Origin of the sequence: Lewinella sp. LCG006 (assembly GCF_040784935.1) — a bacterium.
GTDB lineage: Bacteria > Bacteroidota > Bacteroidia > Chitinophagales > Saprospiraceae > Lewinella.
Map to the genome: position 1 here is coordinate 2,438,131 of NZ_CP160680.1, position 18,917 is coordinate 2,457,047.

At 47.4% G+C, this 18,917-nt stretch carries 11 protein-coding genes; 7 read left to right on the forward strand and 4 right to left on the reverse strand.

Features of this window, described 5'->3' with window-relative positions; translation table 11 throughout:
• Positions 1 to 71: 71 nt before the first annotated feature.
• From AB0L18_RS08445 to AB0L18_RS08465, 5 genes are all read left to right on the forward strand, one after another.
• The gene (locus AB0L18_RS08445; RefSeq protein WP_367392151.1) at positions 72 to 854 is read left to right on the forward strand and encodes a rhomboid family intramembrane serine protease; all 783 of its coding nucleotides are present in this window, start codon (positions 72 to 74) and stop codon (positions 852 to 854) included.
• A 137-nt stretch (positions 855 to 991) separates the two neighbouring features.
• Positions 992 to 1,960, forward strand: a complete 969-nt coding sequence (locus AB0L18_RS08450) for a rhomboid family intramembrane serine protease (protein WP_367392152.1) — start codon at positions 992 to 994, stop codon at positions 1,958 to 1,960.
• Between the two features lie 3 nt (positions 1,961 to 1,963).
• The gene (locus AB0L18_RS08455) at positions 1,964 to 2,983 is read left to right on the forward strand and encodes an endonuclease/exonuclease/phosphatase family protein (protein WP_367392153.1); all 1,020 of its coding nucleotides are present in this window, start codon (positions 1,964 to 1,966) and stop codon (positions 2,981 to 2,983) included.
• 126 nt (positions 2,984 to 3,109) lie between these two features.
• Positions 3,110 to 4,612, forward strand: coding sequence for a cysteine--tRNA ligase (gene cysS / locus AB0L18_RS08460; RefSeq protein WP_367392154.1), 1,503 nt, complete (start codon positions 3,110 to 3,112; stop codon positions 4,610 to 4,612).
• 52 nt (positions 4,613 to 4,664) lie between these two features.
• A complete protein-coding gene (locus AB0L18_RS08465) occupies positions 4,665 to 5,438 on the forward strand; it encodes a sulfite exporter TauE/SafE family protein (protein WP_367392155.1) in 774 nt (257 codons plus the stop codon).
• A gap of 152 nt (positions 5,439 to 5,590) precedes the next feature.
• Here the strand turns inward: AB0L18_RS08465 and AB0L18_RS08470 are convergent, their stop codons facing one another.
• Positions 5,591 to 7,597 carry a 4Fe-4S binding protein gene (locus AB0L18_RS08470; RefSeq protein WP_367392156.1) on the reverse strand — a complete coding sequence of 669 codons (2,007 nt, stop codon included), beginning with the start codon at positions 7,595 to 7,597 and terminating at the stop codon, positions 5,591 to 5,593.
• Between the two features lie 255 nt (positions 7,598 to 7,852).
• On the opposite strand from AB0L18_RS08470, the gene AB0L18_RS08475 reads away from it, so the two are divergent.
• On the forward strand, positions 7,853 to 9,400 hold the full coding sequence (locus AB0L18_RS08475) for a glycine--tRNA ligase (protein ID WP_367393140.1): 1,548 nt from the start codon (positions 7,853 to 7,855) through the stop codon (positions 9,398 to 9,400).
• A gap of 324 nt (positions 9,401 to 9,724) precedes the next feature.
• On the opposite strand, the gene AB0L18_RS08480 is transcribed toward AB0L18_RS08475, so the two are convergent.
• The 3 genes from AB0L18_RS08480 to AB0L18_RS08490 all read right to left on the reverse strand — a co-directional run bounded on the left by AB0L18_RS08480 (position 9,725) and on the right by AB0L18_RS08490 (position 14,328).
• Positions 9,725 to 11,221: a hypothetical protein gene (locus tag AB0L18_RS08480; protein ID WP_367392157.1), complete on the reverse strand. Its 1,497-nt coding sequence runs from the start codon at positions 11,219 to 11,221 to the stop codon at positions 9,725 to 9,727.
• Positions 11,199 to 11,765 carry an RNA polymerase sigma factor gene (locus tag AB0L18_RS08485; RefSeq protein ID WP_367392158.1) on the reverse strand — a complete coding sequence of 189 codons (567 nt, stop codon included), beginning with the start codon at positions 11,763 to 11,765 and terminating at the stop codon, positions 11,199 to 11,201. The genes AB0L18_RS08480 and AB0L18_RS08485 overlap by 23 nt, the downstream gene beginning before the upstream one ends.
• 100 nt (positions 11,766 to 11,865) lie before the next feature.
• On the reverse strand, positions 11,866 to 14,328 hold the full coding sequence (locus AB0L18_RS08490) for a DUF5916 domain-containing protein (RefSeq protein WP_367392159.1): 2,463 nt from the start codon (positions 14,326 to 14,328) through the stop codon (positions 11,866 to 11,868).
• Positions 14,329 to 14,824: 496 nt separating this feature from the next.
• Here AB0L18_RS08490 and AB0L18_RS08495 point away from each other — a divergent pair, with 496 nt between their 5' ends.
• Complete coding sequence (locus AB0L18_RS08495; protein ID WP_367392160.1) at positions 14,825 to 18,916, forward strand: tetratricopeptide repeat protein; 4,092 nt, start codon at positions 14,825 to 14,827, stop codon at positions 18,914 to 18,916.
• Position 18,917 lies beyond the last annotated feature (1 nt).

Below are 18,917 nucleotides of genomic sequence, written 5' to 3' on the forward strand. Positions count from 1 at the left end.
GGCTTATTAGTTAATCAAGGTTCACTACCTATGCTCACGCCCTTACTTAGTAAGTTTAGAAACAATCGACTATGCGTATAACCGATGTAGCCAAAAATCTACTCATTATTAATGTCCTGTTTTTTCTGGCAGGGCTTATTTTTGGCAATGAGCAGATGTTGAATCTAATGGCTTTGCACTATCCTGCCTCGCCATTGTTTAAGCCCTTGCAGATCGCTACGCACTTTTTTATGCACGGTGGCATGCTGCATTTGTTTTTCAACATGTTCGCCTTGGTGCTCTTTGGTTCCTCTTTAGAGGCCCTTTGGGGGCCACAAAGATTTCTCTTTTTCTACTTTGCCTGTGCCATTGGCGCGGCGGTCTTGCACATGGGATTCACCTGGTGGGATATATCGAGTATAGAAGAAGCGATGGCCATCTTTAAGGAAGCTCCCAACTACACTAATTTTGCTAATTTTTTGGAAGCTAGCCGGGTAAATCCTGATTATCTCAACCAGGATGCCCTCAATCAAATGAGCCGTGGTATGACGCCACAAATGATCGGAGAGGCCAACAATGTGATCAATGAAATATATAACGGTAAGCTAAATATCCCAATGGTGGGGGCTTCGGGAGCGATCTATGGTTTGTTGTTAGCTTTCGGTATGCTATTTCCAGAGCGGGAGCTGATGCTGATTTTTTTACCAATTCCCATTAAAGCCAAATACTTCATCCCGGTACTAATGCTGATTGAATTGTATTTGGGGCTCAACCAGTTTTCTTGGGATAATATTGCTCACTTTGCCCACTTAGGGGGGGCAGTTACAGGATTCTTCTTAATTTTGTACTGGCGAAAGTTTGGCAGCCGCTGGTAGCGGAAGCTTTGGGAAATAATGATCACAAAGTTTTTCGTTAAAACTTACTGATTGTTATTTCGTTATGATAGTAGACAGGCAAAGACGAGCCTTTTCAATATTTTCAACGTTCGTATAACGAGTAGACCACATCCGACATGTTTAGGTCCATCTGGGAAGATATAAAGCGAGAATTCAGTTACGGCAATATGGTAACCCGCCTGGTTATCATCAATGCTGGTGTGTTTGTCGTTATTAATTTGATTTGGGTCGTGCTGCAAATCAGCAATGGTTATACGACCTCTCCACTCTACCGGGAAATACTTTCGTTTTTTTCCATGTCTTCCAACTGGCTGGATGTCCTTATCCATCCTTGGTCGATTATTACCAGCATGTTCCTCCACGAAGGATTTTTTCATATCCTTTTTAACATGCTCATGCTCTACTGGTTTGGGCGCGTCATTGGGGATTTGATTGGCGACCATCGCTTGCTTCCCTTGTACTTGCTGGCCGGACTGGCGGGAAATCTGGCTTACTTTATTTACGCAAATCTGCTTAGCCCTACGCCCAGTATTGCCTACGGTGCCAGTGGTGCGGTAATGGGTATAGTGATAGCCGCGGCCGTGCTTGCGCCGGAAAAAGAGATGCGCTTGATTTTGTTCGGAGATGTGAAACTAAAGTATATCGCCGCTGCACTATTGTTGATTGATGTCATTGGCATCGGTGGTCTGGACAATACCGGGGGGCATTTTGCTCACTTGGGAGGTGCGCTTTTTGGTTGGATATTTATCCGTCGCTTGCAGCAAGGTGATGACCTTTCAGCACCCGTGAACAACTTTATTCACAAGGTGCGAGAATTTTTCCGTGGCTTGGGTCAAGACCGAGGTAAAAAGAAAGAACGGGGCGGTCCCAGGGTCGCCTATCGCAATCCCAATAATAAAAAAGAGACAGCCAACCGCTCCAGTCGCTTCACCCGGAGAAACTCGGATAAAAAAGCAGAAGGAGCAGAACCAGGACTTTCTCACGAAGAAAAAGTAGATGCTATCTTAGAGAAAATCAAAGAAAGTGGCTACGAGAAATTAACGGAAGAAGAGAAAAAATACTTATTCAACGCCAGTAAGAAGTAGCTCTTGATTCGCTTATCCCACCTCATTTTAGTTGTTGTCACCCTGGCATCTTATTTGCCACCTTTCGTCAATCCAGCTACCTTCTGGCCAATGGCTACCATGGGGTTGCTGGCTCCCAGCTTGTGGGGGCTCATACTGCTTTTTGCCTTTTATTGGATGTGGAAGAGAGATAATGCGGTATGGCTCTCCGTCATCACCTTGTTGCTCGGATGGGAGATGATGAGCAATGCTTTTGCAATCCCTGATGGGAATACAGCACCCCATACCACTAAAATCAGTGTTGCTTCTTTGAATGGGCATGGGTTTCGGCAACAGCCGGATAAAGATATTGTTGATTTTATCAAAGGACTTGATGTTGATGTCCTTCTCCTTCAGGAATTCAAAATTAGAGCACAAGGAGATGCCTTGGCGAAAACGATTAAGGGGCAGACAGATTTTCCTTATCTCTATCGCAAGACCGAAGCCCAGTTGGTGGTTTTTAGCCGCTTTCCGCTCAAAAATGGAGAAGTGCATTACTTTTCCAATCGGGTGAATGGCTACCTGATGGTCGATGTAGAACTCCCGGAAGGAACATTCAAATTGGTCAATGCTCATCTTCAGACCAACGGTATTTCTAATCTCGCCAACGAAGTGACCCATGATGGGCGTTTTCAAGAAAAGAAAACCTGGCAGAAAGTGAAGACGATGTTTGGCCGCTATGGTCGTTCCAATAAAGTGCGCACCCAGCAGTCCCTTGAAATACTTTCTGCGTGTGAGAAAACCAATCTCCCCATCTTATTGGCTGGCGATTTCAATGACGTCCCTACTTCTTATCTCTACCAACGTTTTAGCGCCAAATTTCAGGACGCACATCTGAGCCAGGCTTGGGGTTTGGGCACGACTTACCAAGGGCTACTTCCCGGCCTGCGGATTGATTATCTTTTACCAGATGATCGTTTTATTATCCATGATTTTGACCGGATCCCTTGCGGTTTTTCTGACCACCAGGCGATTCGTGCAGAAATTAGCCTCCAAGGGGGCTAATCCTTTATCAAAAAAGCGGATTGAGCCAATTCTGTTGTTATTTTTGCAAAAAATATCGAGAGACGGGGATAGAATGACCAGGAAATAGGGTTAGTAATAAAATCTCCTTCTAAAAAAGCTGGATACATGAGTCAGGATTTAATTGTTCATAACAGCCTGAAACGGCAGAAAGAAGTCTTCACCCCTCTTCAGGAGGGATACGTGGGTATGTACGTTTGTGGACCAACGGTCTACAGTGATGTCCACTTGGGCAACTGCCGCACCTTTGTCAGCTTCGATGTGATTTACCGTTATCTATTACACCTGGGGTACCGCGTGCGCTATGTGCGTAACGTTACGGATGTGGGCCACCTGACGGGTGATAGCGACGACGGCGAAGATAAGATGTCGAAAAGGGCCAAGCTAGAGCAATTGGAACCCATGGAGGTTGCTCAGAAGTATACCATTGGTTTTCACGACATGATGCGGATTTTTAACACCCTTTCTCCCAGTATCGAACCTCGCGCCACCGGACACATCCCCGAGCAGATCGAAATGGTGCAGGCTATTTTGGATAATGGTTTCGCTTACGAAAGCAATGGCTCTGTTTATTTCGATACCCTGAAATTTGCAGAGGAAAAAGGCATCTACGGCGAACTATCGGGTCGTAAAATTGATGAGTTGCTGGTAGAATCTCGTGATGATTTGAAAAATCAGGACGAAAAACGTCACCCCGCAGATTTTGCCATTTGGATGAAAGCGTCGCCGGAGCACCTCATGCGCTGGAACAGCCCCTGGAGTGTTGGTTTTCCCGGTTGGCACCTCGAGTGTTCTGCCATGAGTAGGAAATACCTGGGCGAACAGTTTGATATTCACGGTGGAGGCAGTGACCTCAAATTTCCGCACCACGAAAACGAAGTGGCGCAAAATGTAGGGGCTTGTGATTGCACGGGGGCACGCGTTTGGTTGCATACGAATATGCTGCTGATGAACGGCCGCAAAATGAGCAAGAGCGACGGCAATACGATCACGCCAGATCAGTTGTTTACCGGCGACAGCCCGCATATTTCCAAAGGCTACAGCCCGATGGCGATCCGCTTCTTTATGTTGCAGAGTCACTACAGTTCGACCCTCGACCTGACTGACGAAGCACTGCAGGCCGCCGAAAAAGGCTACAAACGCTTGCTGGAAGGTTATGGCGTGCTCAACAAACTGAGTGGAGCAAGCGGTAAGGATAGCGATGCATTGGATCAAGAAATCAACCAACTCATCGACGGTGCTTTTGCCGAGATGAACGACGATTTCAACACCCCTAAAGCACTGGCTCGACTTTTTGAATTGGTGAGCAAAATCAACAGTTTCAAAGGAGGACAACTTTCCTTAGCAGAGGTAAGTGCTGCGACGCTGGACCGCCTTAAAGAAACTTTTCGCACCTTCATTTTTGACATCCTGGGCTTGGTCGACGAAGCATCAGCTGATGCCGGAAACGGTGACGCTCTGGAAAGCGCCATGCAGTTGATTCTGGATATTCGCCAAGACGCACGAACCAACAAAGACTGGGGTACTTCTGACAAAATCAGGGACGCACTAAAAGCTGCCGGAATCGTTGTGAAAGACGGCAAAGACGGTGCAGAGTGGAGTGTGGAATAATTTTTCGGTACTTGGTACCTTGTACTGAGTACTTTGTACCAAGTACCCTTATATGATCTATATTATTGCCGTAATAGGCGCCTTCGTTGCCGGTGCTATCAATACTTTGGCGGGCAATGGTTCTGCGATTACACTCACTATTCTTACCGAAATGCTGGGGCTACCGGGCAACGTTGCCAATGGTACCAACAGGGTAGGTATTTTTACCCAAAGTGCGGCCGGGAGCTGGGCTTTTTACCGTAAGGATCGTCTCAATATCAGCAAAAGTGGCCTTTATATTGCCCTCACTACCGTCGGGGCACTCATAGGTATTTACGTAGCACTAATCGTCAGCAATGAGGCTTTTAAGGAGGTCTTTCGCTTCTTGTTGGTGCTAATGTTGTTCGTGATTTTAGTAAAACCAGCCCGGTGGTTGCGGGAAGAAACCGATGCCCGGGAGCTTCCTTTGTGGATCAGCATCCCGGTATTTTTAGCGCTGGGTTTTTACGGTGGTTTTATCCAAATGGGAATGGGTGTCTTTTTTCTGGCTGCCATGGTACTGGTAGCTCGCTACAACCTGGTCGATAGCAATGCCGTGAAAGTAGCCGTAGTAGGTATCTATACTTTGGTAGCAGTGCTCATCTTCGCCTGGCAAGGCCTGATCGACTGGAAAATAGGCGGACTCATGGCGCTTGGACAAACCGCTGGTGGGTACCTCACCGCTCGTTTTGCTGCCACCGACCCACGTGCCGGAAAATGGGCTTATCGTATTTTAGTGGTCGTTGTAATTTGGGCTATCCTCCGCATGTTTGGGGTAACGGCCTGGGTATGGGAGTTGTTGACTTGATCACAAAGTATTCGATTATTGGTGGACCGCTATCTATGTGACTATGTGGAAAAAAGAAATCATGACCAATTTTTTCAACACATAGACACAGAGAGTTATCAGCCTCATGAAAAGCTTACAATAAAATTATGTGACTATGTGGTAAAACTACCTTACCCCAATAACGTCACCTCCGTCTCCGTAATATGAATCGCCCGCAAATCGCTAGCACGTTCATCAATATCAGCCGCCGCATTTTCCAGGCGCAGTACACCGCGCGGGCATACCGCCGAACAAACGCCACAACCTACACAGGAAGAGCGCACGATATCCTGTCCGCGTTGCGCGTAAGCACGCACATCAATCCCCATTTCGCAATAGGTCGAACAATTGCCACAGGAGATACACTGCCCGCCGTTGGTCGTGATCCGGAAACGAGATTTGATCCGCTGAACCAAGCCTAGATAGGCTGCGAGTGGACAACCAAAACGGCACCATACCCGATTGCCCATCAAGGGGTAAAACCCGGTACCCACTACGCCAGCAAAAATAGAACTGATGGCAAAACCATACACTGTGCGTACATCATAGTGGCTAAAGGAGGCAATCTCACTGCCCGAGTTACTGAATGCCAAAAGCTGCCAGCCCGCAATAGCACCAAAAAATACCAGGGCAATGGTGATAACTTTTCGTGGCGGTTGTGCAGGGTTTTCCTTGCGGTGCAGTAGTACTAAGCTACCAATGACGACCCCGGCCAAGGCGATCATCACCCACCGATTGATCTTGATCGTTGCTTTGTAATTTTCGAGTATAAAGTGGTTGTAGTTCAGTAATACAATAACCCCAATTGCGGCTACCCACATCATGATCATCGCCCCTTTCGGGAAAATATCTACTTTCTGGTTGCGTGCAAAAACATAAGCTGGAAGCGCAATCAATAGCGCAGAAACAAAATAGACAAAGTTGGTTTTATTCAGCCAGCCTTCAGCCTCGGTAGCCAAGGGTAGATAACTGTAGACGACAATGATCGTCATCACCACCGCAAAAACCAGCACCGCGTGAATGGTCCACCGCTCAATCTGCCACGCCTGGGTCGACTTGTCGCTGAGTTGGCGGTAAGGATCGCCAAGCGTTTCAGCTAATCCACCACAACCACATACCCAGGAACAATACCAGCGTTTTCCGTAAAAATAAGTGATGACTGGTACGCCTACTACGAATAGGATAATACCCCAAAACAACAAAAACAGGCCAAATCCTCCCGAACTGGTCAGCTCATTGAGGTGGTAATCGAAAAAGAAGGAGTAGTTGAGTGGCCACATGTTTTTCAAATCCATGCTTGGCTGGTTCAAGGCCGTCATGAGTTCTGGCAGCAAAAACGCAAAAGTTGTTTGGAAAAACATCACCGAACCTGTTCTGATCAGTTGGTATTTGTTGTGACGATATTTCATCATCATCCGTACCCCCATAACCAGGATGGCAATGGTATACAGCAGTCCGTACAAAAACCAGTTGCTGGCCGGTCCACCATTCAGGGCCATACTGATGGGGTCCACCATTATGATCCAGTTGACCATATGCTCGGGGTAAAAGTAGAGCAGGATGTAAAAACCAATCAGGAATGTCCCCGCGGCAATACCCAGCCAACCACGACTGTGCAAGCTGCTATGGTAGATATGGTTGTTTTTTATGCCCGCGTGTTCACGCCGTTTGGGCAGGATGTAGAGCAATGCACCGATGATTCCCAAGACGATACTGAGGAAAAAAAAGAGCCAGGTGTTTCCCGGCAATAATCCCGTACTGGAAGCTTTGGTGACCGGAAAAATCAAGCCCTTTAACTGCCAGTCTTGTAGGAGAGAACTCCAATACGCACCGTCACTTTTGGTGAGCCTTTTTACCTCTTCTACATCCGTTTTGATGGCATTTTGCGCATCTGCCAGGACTTTCTCAAAGGCATCCAGAAAAGCGAAACTACTATTGTAGGACTTGCCGGTCATTTGCTGAGCGCTCTGCTCTACAAAACCATAGTGGTAATCATTGCTCAGACTGTCTTTAACAGCTGCTAAATTGAGCTCGTAATGGCTGAATGTCAACGAACCAATAAAGACAGCAAGTGCAAATACGAAAAGACCAATACCCAGGTATTGCAAAATATTTTTTTCGGTGGATTTACCGGACATGGAAGGTGGTTTTAAGGTAACGGCATACAAGTTACACAAGCATCACTAGTAGTGGTAGTGCAAGGAGTGGATTTTTTGGTAGAAGTGTCCGCCTGGCTACCCTTGGAAAAGATACAGCTTGCTGGTCAAAATGAAAAATCAACTTTGGAATGAATGTCATTATTACCAGTAAAGGAACTAAACACTTATCTTTGCGCCTTCTATCAAGCAAGTCCTTTGCTGTGGGTACGGCCTGCAGCAATCAAGAACATAGCAATGGCACAACAAAACGACCAATTCAAAGCGCTGGTAGCGCACTGCAAAGAATACGGATTTATTTACCAGTCGAGTGAAATCTATGATGGCCTCAGTGCCGCATATGATTACGGCCCCTACGGTTCGTTGCTCAAAAACAACATCAAAGAGTACTGGTGGAAATCGATGGTTCAGCTACACGATAACATTGTAGGTCTTGATGCTGCTATCTTCATGCACCCTAAAACCTGGAAAGCTTCAGGCCACGTGGATGCCTTCAACGATCCCCTGATCGATAACAAGGATAGCAAAAAACGCTACCGTGCCGATGTCTTGGTAGAAGAGTACATGGACAAGATCGAAGCCAAGATCAACAAAGAAATAGAAAAAGCACGCAAGCGCTTTGATGATTTCGATGAGGCCATGTTTCGTTCTACCAATGGTCGGATCGTAGAATACCAAGCGAAAATTGATGAAATTGCCAAGCGTCTGGCTACCGCCATGACTGCTGGTGATATGGAAGGTCTGAAAACCTTGATCGAAGACCTCGAAATTGCAGATCCGGATACGGGTAGTCGCAATTGGACGGAAGTGCGCCAGTTCAACCTGATGTTCTCTACCCAGTTGGGAAATATCGCAGGTGAGGAAGGTAAGTTGTACCTCCGCCCTGAAACGGCACAAGGTATTTTTGTGAACTTCTTGAATGTACAGAAATCTACTCGCCAGAAGTTGCCTTTCGGTATCGCTCAGATTGGTAAAGCTTTTCGTAATGAGATTGTAGCCCGACAGTTTATCTTCCGCATGCGGGAGTTTGAGCAGATGGAGATGCAATTCTTCATCCCGCCTGGTAGCCAAAAAGAGTGGTACGAGTACTGGAAAGAAACGCGTCTCAAGTGGCACTTGGCTTTGGGTATGCCGGCTTCGAAATACCGTTTCCACGACCACGATAACCTGGCACACTACGCAGATGCTGCGGTAGATATCCAGTTTGAGTTTCCTTTTGGTTTCAAAGAACTGGAGGGGATCCACTCACGCACCGATTTTGACCTAAGCAGCCACCAGGAATTGTCGGGCAAGAAACTGACGTACTTCGATCCTAATACCAACGAAAGCTACGTTCCTTACGTTTTGGAAACGTCTATCGGTTGTGACCGGATGTTTCTGGCCACCATGAGCAATGCGCTGATGGAGGAGCAAGTGCCTGGACAAGATGATCCTACCAACACCCGTACGGTACTTAAGCTACACCCTGCGTTAGCGCCCATCAAGGCCGCTATTCTACCGCTCAAGCGGACGGAAGACCAGATCGTAGGCAAAGCGAAAGAGCTATTTGATAAGCTAAAGATGGTCTGCAATTGCCAGTACGATGATACGGGATCTATCGGTAAGCTTTACCGTCGGCAGGATGCGATTGGTACACCCTTCTGTATTACCGTCGATTTTGAAAGTCTCGAAGACAACACCGTTACGGTAAGAGATCGCGACACCTTGGTGCAGGAAAGAGTACCTATGGATAAAGTGCCAGAGCTGGTGCGCCAGCGGACGGATATGAGCCAGTTGTTTATGTAAAGGGCTCTAATAAGCATAAAAAAGCCGGACTCGAAAAGGGTTCGGCTTTTTTTATGCTGGGGTATATACGATAGGAGCTTTATCGAAGCCTTGCCAAAAGAGGTGTAATCTTTTGCACCTAGGGCAAAGAATAAATGATTTCATGTTTTGGTACAGCTGTTCGCTATCTATTTTGCCACTATAATTATCGTAAGCTTGGTCAGCTATAAAGAGATATTCATTAGGGCAAGGAATTTCTCCTGTTGATATAATCTCGTTACAAACACATTGTACTTTAGGCATAAGGCATTACGGCAAGTGTAGCTATGACAAAAATTAAGGTAGCTACAACCGCACCTTCACACCCATCCCGATACCAAAGTTATGAATTTTATCACGATAAGGACCGAGGCCATCGTTGAAAAGGGGCAGCGAGTGGTGGTAGGTTGGTTGTACAAACATACTCCAATTGGGGGCCATGTAGCGTTCCAGGCCAAGGCCAAAATCGGCATAGAGGGTAGCGTTTTCCCAGAAGGAACCTCCTTCGAGCCAGCCTTCCGTAAGGGATTTATTTTGCAGGGGCTCGGGCTTATCCAGAGCAGAGGTCCCATTATTGGCGTTGGGGTTGCGGGCTATACCTGCAAATTCTGCTTGGTCGGTGAGAAAGTAATTAGCAGCAAGAATCAGGTTGACGCTGGCTCCTCCTTGGGCATACAATCGCCACTTGTCGTGAACGAGGAAATTGTAGCGGAAATTAAGCGGGATATTGACTGTATTGAGTTCAAAATCACGCAATCCAAGTCCGGTGTAGCCTTCTCTGATGGTTCCGGTCACGTAAACGGTCGGGATGGCTTGGTAGCGGCGAGCAGCGTATACGGCGCCCGTTTCTATTTCCCATTTACCGTGCTCAACGCCGAGGGTAATGCCTCCGCTGTAGCCTAAAGAGTAGCGATCATAAGAAACGATAGTGCCATCTTCTAGTGCTTGCAGGGGAGTAATCACCCGGTTGTAATCAGGAGATCCGGTAAAACCAATGCGGATAAAAGTTTTTCGTTCTAATGGACGAATGTACTCCAACAACTCATCGGGGTCACCATAATCTAGTAATACCGGTTCGTTGTCCTTAAGTGCTGCGAGTGCTCCTGTTTTTTGGAAAGCATCACTTGGTGTACTGATGGTTTCTGTTTTTTCAGCAAAAAATTGCTTGAGTTGCTGTTGAGCATTGGTGCCATAAGGAATCTTTTCCAGGTCAGTAGTTGGTAATAAATCCGCACTGGCGATGGCAGAACGCTGGGCAGCTTCTTTGAGTTGATTAACTTCCTCAAAGTATTTTACTAAATCTTGGTCTGTTTTTTCGGCAGCAAGGTCATTGTTTGCAGATGTACCAGCGAGTTGCTGTTGGTCATCGGCCCCATTTGCTGCAAATATAGCATCGTTGTCTCCACCTTCAGGCCAGACAGAAGGAGAGGTGCTCGCGAATGGAATTCCAGGTGGTGGTGGTAGTGGTGGTGTAGCCGGAGCTGTAGGAAGATGTTGCCAAGCAGTAATGAACAGTAAAAGTAGGAGCGATAGCTCCATGACTTTGTAATGGGTAATGGTTTGTACACGGCGGCGCTCCAATTCCAGACGAGCGGCGAGGACAGCCCACGAATTTTGCTGATAAGGGACATACATCCGCTGGAGGCGTTCGCTTATGTCTTCGTCGAATGCATCAGCAGCCTCAACATCGTCGAGGCGAGAAGCTAGTTGATCCCAGCTTCCGGGCTTGAACGCAGGATGCACCTGGTCGAGCTTATGCCGGATGATCCGGTCCAAATTGTTATTTCCCTTTTCCACGTTCATGTTGTCCTTTCAGTAGGTCTTGCAGTTTAGATCTGGCTTTTACCAAATTTGACCGCGAGGTACTTTCCGTAATTTGCAATTGGTCGGCGATCTCTTTGTGCGAATAACCTTCAATGACGTAAAGGTTAAATACCGTTCGATATGCTGGCGTTAGCTTCTGCACCGCAGCAAGAATTTCTTGCTCACTGCACTGGCTAATGGCGTCAGCCTCTTCCGTACTCAAATCAAAAGCCTGATCAATATCTTCTGTTCGCCGACGTACTTTGCGTCGGTAGTAATCAATGGCCGTATTCACGGTGATTCGTCGCATCCAGGCCCCTAGCGAAGTACCTGGCTGATATTTATGAATACTGCGGAAAATTTTGATAAAACTCTCGTGCAGTAAATCCATCGCCTCGTCCTCATGGTGCGAATAACGCAAACAGATGGCCATCAGCGGACTGTAAAATTCTTCATACAGTACCTGCTGAGCCCACCGCTCTTTGCGGACGCAAGCGCGAATCAAATCGCGCTCATTATAGTTGATGGACAAGGCGAATTCCATAAAACCAAGTGCTTGGGCAGTATGCTGTTCAAGCAGATACTGCGAGGTCCTCACCAAAGATAAACGAAAAATACCATTGGTACGCTGCTTGCACTGAGCTTTAACGTCTTGTCAATGACGCGTAATCTAAAAAGTAGATCACTTTGATGGAGACGCTGTTGTCTTGTGGCGACTGGAAAAGGCCGTCCAGATTGCGAAAATAATCAGGAGCAATTTCCTGGCTTTCGCTAAAAAGGCTGTTTTTCCAAATTACGAAAATATCAGAACCAGGGGCAAAACGCCAGCGGTAGACCAAGTCGATATTGAAAGCATCAAAATCATTATTGTGCTCGCCCTGGTACTCCGTGTCGATCAGTTGTCCTTCATCATTGAGTTGATGAAAACGCAAATAGTCGACCGTCGACCAGTAATGGCGCATTCGCAAGCCAAGGGTCATGTTGGCACTAAAGGTGTAGTTGGCCCGAAAAGAAGTTTCAACCGTTTTACGATTGCGGCGTCCGAAGAAAATATCTTTCCGAAGGGTCGTTTGCCCGGAGCTAGGGTCGATAAGCGCTACCTCTTGTTCGTTGACGTAGCCAGCATCGTTTTTACTCAGATTTTGTTCTACACCAAGATTGAAATTTAAGCGATCGCTTGCTCTGAAACGAAGATCCAGCGATCCTGATAAGTTGTTCCAATTGTTTTCTGTGGCTGCCCAGTAATCACCATTAACGGAGACCCTCAATCGCTTGCGACGATCCGAGCCCATCCAGAAGCCAGCACTGCCCGAAGCGGGAAGATTCCAGACGCGGCCGTCTTCCCGAGCTTCGAAATAATCATATTCTCTGGAAGGAGATAAATTGAACCAAACGTTGTAATTCCAGAAGGATTTACTCTCGGCATAGGTCCAGATATTAAAACCCCAACCCGTGTAGACACTTGGCTGGTAGAGTCGGTTGTAATTGGCAAAAAGCCCGATCCCGCCCCGGTTGAAGCGACCGAAGGCTTCAAACTGGTTGTATTCGATGAAGCCGCTGAAATTGCGTTCATTGTTGTTGAAAAGAAAGCCCAGGTCGTTGGGATCGTAGGTGTCGCTTTCTTCGGAATAATTGAGTCCCGCCTGCACCTTGCCACTCGTTTTGCGCAAACGCAAGGAGGTGGTATGCCCCAGGTCGGTTTGGCCAGGATAGTATTTTTGACTCACTGCGGCACGGCCACCAACGGAGTAAGTGTTGGCCTTGTTGCGCAATAAAAAATCCGTGCCGATAACATTGGCATCGTAAGCATCCCCTTCTCGTAAGACGGTGGTATTGATGAGGGTAGCATAGGAATTGTGGGGAAGGTTTTGATCAAGCACAAGGACATTGTAATTGGTCAGCGGATCGGTAAGAACATTCATTTCTCCTAACTCGGTATCCCTCACCCTGGCGTAAGTACGCCCCGAGGTTGCATTGAAAAAACCGATACCCAAGCCTTTGGTGGTACGCCCCGATATTTTGGAGGCATTGTACAGTTGGGTTTGAGCGGGGTTGCTGATAATGTCTTCTTCGGCGTATTCATCCGTGATGGTGTAATAATTGATTGGCCTGCCACCAATGCGCCGGGAATAAAACAAACCGCCTTTGCTAAACAGCTCGGTGCCTTCCGTGAAAAAAGGGCGATTTTCATCAAAGCGCACCTCAAAAGGAGATAGGTTGAGGACTTGGTTGTCTGACTGTGCTTCGCCAAAATCGGGAATAAGGGTCATGTCAAGTGTGAAAGCATCGGATAGGCCCCATTTGATGTCCATACCGCCACTCAGGCTACGGCCGTAAGTGTTTACTGTTTCCGCAGAGGCGTCGTGGTGCTGTTGGCCATAAACGGCAATGAAAGGCGTAGCCTGCAAACGCACCGGAGAAGAAATGTTTTTCAACCCGGTAAGGTAGCCCGCCTGATTGAGAAAGCCATTGACCTGAGGGTTGACCTCACTCCAGAAGCTTTTTTCCTGCGTAAGGGCAACGGAACGTACCAGGTTCAAGTGCCATATTTGTTCTTCTGTTTCAGGAAAGCGCAGGGCGGAATAAGGGATCATCATTTCCGCTACCCAGCCTTGATGATTGATGTTGACCTTGCTCTGCCAGACGGCATCCCAGCCAGCATCTTCCCCAAAAGTGGAGTATTTTGTATCGAACTGTACATTGGAGGCAGAGACAATGAAGCCGAAACCATTGATACCATCTCGGTAAGCATCAATGATGACGCCAAACCAATCGGTATTGGCCAGGTTGTCTCTTTCTGATAATTCTTTTTGAATACGCGAGGGGTCATCATCATACATCATTGCGCCAATGTAGATGCCGGTATCATCGTAGAGGATACGCACTTCGGTTTTCGCATTGGCCGACTGGCCGGGGACGGGGCGGTTTTGGATAAAATCTCTAGCGGGGAGGGCGTTGAGCCAGGCTTCGTCGTCCAGTACACCGTCGATGACAGGGGCAAGGTTGACGGCAGTAGCCCGGATTTCTTTTTTGTTAGGGTCAATAACGTTGCTTGCTTGCCCCAGGAAAGGGAGCAATAAAAAAAGCAGCGAAAGGGGTGATTTCATGAGAATCTTGGTTTTGGATCATACATGTAGTGGGTGATAATTAGACTTGTTCTGCTGGGATCATTTCGGGGGCAAATCGCGCCTTATCTTCCCACACTGTGCCTTTTTTAAGTCGCTTAGCTACGGCTAGGCTCCTAAAAAAAGGCTTCGCGTGGTCGATAATGCATCAATTTTCCCACCAACTCCGAGCCGAAGGCGATCACCGTAAGGTAAACTGACCCAGCAGAACAAGTCTATTCTTTCGGCTGGATAAGGCCATAACTGGACTTTCGTTGAAAGTCGTCCATATTGTTGCGAATTAAAAAAAATGTTGGCAAAGGTGCTGAGTATTCGATGATTAAAGATGCCAATGGCTGGTAGACTGGTGCAAAAACATGACTTTCTACAACGGGGAATACTTGGAGAACCATAAAATCAGTTTACTAAAGAGCCTGAGAAACAGGATTTCGCCAGTTGCTAAGCAGTGGCGATTTCCCAAAACTTTGTAATTTGCCCAATGATTGCCCAAGGTGATCAAACACAGTCGAGACGAAGAGATACCTTAATAGCTACGGTGAAGCATCTTATTCCATACTTTATTCAAGAACGCCTGCTGGCGAACGAGCAACAAGGTAGCTTGCGTGCGTTTACGCTATTTATTGATCTAAAAGGTTTTACCCCACTCACCGAGGGGCTGATGAGAGAGGGCAACGCTGGAGCGGAACGACTCTCTATTGTTCTTAATGAAATCTTTGACCCGCTCATACGCATGGTCTATGCGCGGGGAGGGTTTATTCCTTACTTCGCCGGCGATGCTTTCACCGCTATCTTTCCCGCAGACGACGAACGGCAAAGTGCCGAAGCACTGGTACAAACGGCTGCAATGGCCCGCGCTTTATTTGAGCGCCGCAAAAACCGATTCGGAAATTTCACTATTGGTCTTAAGTTTGGACTTAGTTTTGGGGATGTAGAATGGGGAATTGTCGGCTCTCACCCCAAGAGTTTTTACTTTCGGGGGCATCCTATTGATAGTTGTGCCTACTGCCAGACACTAGCGGAGAACCAAGATATTGTGATCGATGGATCACTGCTCCACCGCTTGCCCGATCATGCGCTTGAGTTGGAGCCCGTAGGAGAGGATGCCTATCGAGTAACGAGTACCATCAGTATTACGGGCTTTCCTCCCCCGCTGGAGTGCGATGAGCTGGATCGTGAGACGGCCCTGGTGTTTTTGCCTGAGGCGGTGGTAGATTATAAACAGGAGGGAGAGTTTCGGCCAGTCGTCTCGATTTTTCTGTCTTTTGACGGGGTTAGTGGTCACCAGGAGCTCAATGAGTTTTCAGAAATCATCTTACGGCAAACAGCAACGTTTTCGGGCTACTTCAAGGAAATAGATTTCGGCGATAAAGGAGGGGTCATTACGATCTTTTTTGGTGCGCCCGTAGCTTTTGAAAACAATGTAGACCGGGCCTTGGAGTTTTTACTCAGCTTGAGGGAAATGCTCCGTCCTGTACAGGATAAATACAGCTGGACGATTCGGGCAGGCATGACGGTAGGAAATGCTTACACTGGTATTGTAGGAGGTTACGAGCGTTGCCAATATGCCTGTGTTGGCAACCGCGTCAATCTGGCCGCCCGCCTGATGACCAATGCGGAATGGGGCGAGTTTTTTGTTGATGAAGAAATTCAAAAAGCCAGTAATTTCCGCTTTCTGCATACGGGCAACATCAAGTACAAGGGCATCAAAGGCAATGTGCCTACCTATAAATTGCTAGGGCGGAATTTCAATGCAAAACCCACCTACACGGGGATGCTGATCGCTCGGGAAACCGAACTCAAAGAGGTGATCAGTTTTGCGGAACCGCTATTTGCACACAAAAACGCCGGAGTAGCATACATTTTTGGGGAAGCAGGGATAGGTAAAAGCAGGTTTACCTTTGAGCTACGCAACCTCCTCTTAGAAGACAATCGCATCCAGTGGTTCGTCTGTCAGGCAGATCAAATTCTGCATAAGCCCTTCAACCCGTTTTTGTATTTTTTGCAAAATTATTTTGAGCAGTCTCCCGAGGAAAACGACTTTACCAACCGGCTCAATTTTAACAACCGGTTCCGCTTGCTGCGAGAGCAGTTGATGGAGCTGAATACAGAGGCGGTAGAGATGACGCTCCGGGAGTTGGAACGTACGCGGCCCATCCTGATAGCCTTGCTAGGTCTTTCTTCCGAAAATTCTCTATGGGAGCAGTTGGATGCGAAGGGAAGGTATCAAAACACCATCTGGTCGATCATCAACTTGTTGATTGCCGAAAGTCAGTTGAAGCCCCTGGTCGTAGAATTGGAAGACAGTCATTGGTTGGATGATAGCACTGCTGAGTTGCTCCAGGAGCTTACCCGGCAAATGCCTCACTATCCTTTGCTGTTGTTGATTACCTCCCGTTATAATGATGAAGGTTCTAAGCCCTATCCCCTGACGCCAGCGACAGTTACACGTTTGGATTTACCCTACCTGGAAGTAGAACTAAAAAACCTTTCGGAAGAAAGTGTGCGAAAATTTGCCGAAGCCGTATTGGACGGGCCAATCTCCGAGGCTTTTCATGCCATGCTTATTCGTACAACTAACAACAACCCCTTTTATCTGGAGCAAATTCTGGAGTATTTTACGGAAAGCGGTTTGTTGACGCAGGAAAAGAAAAAGTGGACCATCAAAGACGAAAATGTTAAGCTGTCGAATTCCATCAATGCTATCCTGACCGCCCGTATCGATCGCTTATCGGAGCAGGTGAGGGAAACAGTGAAGGCTGCGGCAGTAATCGGACGAGAGTTTGATATCCCCGTCTTGTCGGAAGTGATGCGTGCCCAGGGTTTGTTTGCCGATCGGTATTTAGACAGTGCAGCCTTGCTTAGAGAAGAGATAAAATCAGCAGAACAAGTTCAGGTCTGGATGGCCATGAATGAGTTGAGGTATATTTTTCGACATAGCCTATTGCGCGAAGCGGTTTATAGCATGCAATTGCGTACCCGCCTCAAGCAGTTGCACCGGCTGATTGCGGAAGCGATAGAAAGAATTTATCCCTGGCAGTTGGAGAGTCGTTATGTAGATCTGGCCTTTCATTACGAGCAGGCGGGCGTATTCAACAAAACCTGTGAGTACCTACGCAAAGCAGCAGATCATGCTCGCAATAACTACCAGAACCAGCTGGCCCTGGAATATTACGAGAAACTGCTGAGCTATTTAGGCGCGAAAGCGGATAGTGCCGATGAAATACAAACCCACCTCAAGCGTGGGAAATTACTGCAACTCATCGGGAATTGGCAGGAGAGTGAAGAAGCTTTCCGGCGCTCGCTGGAGTTGGCTAAAAGTTCCCGCGATGTGGTCATGATTGGCGAAGCCAATAACCACCTGGGGCATCTTCTCTTATTGAGGGGCGAATACGATAAAGCGGCCTCTTTCCTCCACATGGCGGCGGGGATGTTTGAGTCGATTGATGATAAAATTGGTTTTGCTAAAGTCAATGGTCATCTAGGGAACCTTCACCTGCGTTTAGGCGAATACCCCGAAGCACAAGAATGTTTTGAACGCAGCTTGGCATCGGGCTACGCTTCAGGGGCCTCCACGGGCAGTGCACAAGTGGTCGCCAACCTGGCCCTGACACACATGAACCAGGGGCAACTTGAAGAAGGCATCGCGGTGGTAAAAAAGCAACTCCCCCTCCATCGTGATCGCAACGACAAACAGGGCTTGGCGGTCTTACTCGTCAATCTGGGCATCGTTCAATACGAAAAAGCCGATTACACAGAAGCAGGAAAAAGCTACGAAGAAGGACTGAAACTGGCTGAAGAACTTGGGAATAAACAGCTGGTTTCCATTGCGATGGGGTCTTTGGGCTTGGTGATTCAACAGCAAGGAGATTACGAACGAGCGATGACCCTCTTTCGGCGTGACCTCGAACTGACGGAAGAACTTGGTGACAAACAAGGCATTGCCATTGCGCTCGGGCTGATTGGTGATTTACTCAAGCTGATCGGTGATTTTTACCCCGCAGTGGAGTACATGCAGAAAAACCTGATGCTTTGTGAAGAACTTGGGTACCAAAAAGGCATCGCTAAGGCCGTGAACACCCTGGGAGATATCTTCTTCTTTACGGGAGAATACGAGCGTAGTCTGCACTTTTATGATCGAGCGATAGAGGTAACCAGAAAGATCAATCACAAAATCGTGCTCTGTTCCAGCCTCATTGAGAAAGGACTCGTTTTGATCAAGATGAAAAAAGTGGTGGAGTTATTGAAGGTAGAAGAAGAAGCGCTGGCTTTGGCCCAAGAGTTAGGTAATCCAGACTTGCTTTTTGCTGCTCGTGCCCTGGAAATTCGCGCATTGCACCTAAATGGTCGCACCAACGAAGCTTTGGTTTTACTCAATCAATTACAGGAGCATCCACTAAGTATCGAGCAGCAGGCCGAGGCTGCTTACATTCGTTTCCGACTCCTACCTGTTGATACAGCAGCTTGTGATTTAGCAACCCGTTTGTTCAAAAAACTTTACGCAGAAACGCCTCAGTACCTCTACAAAATAAGGCTGGATAAACTCAAAAAGGAACGTGATGCCAAAGGGTAGC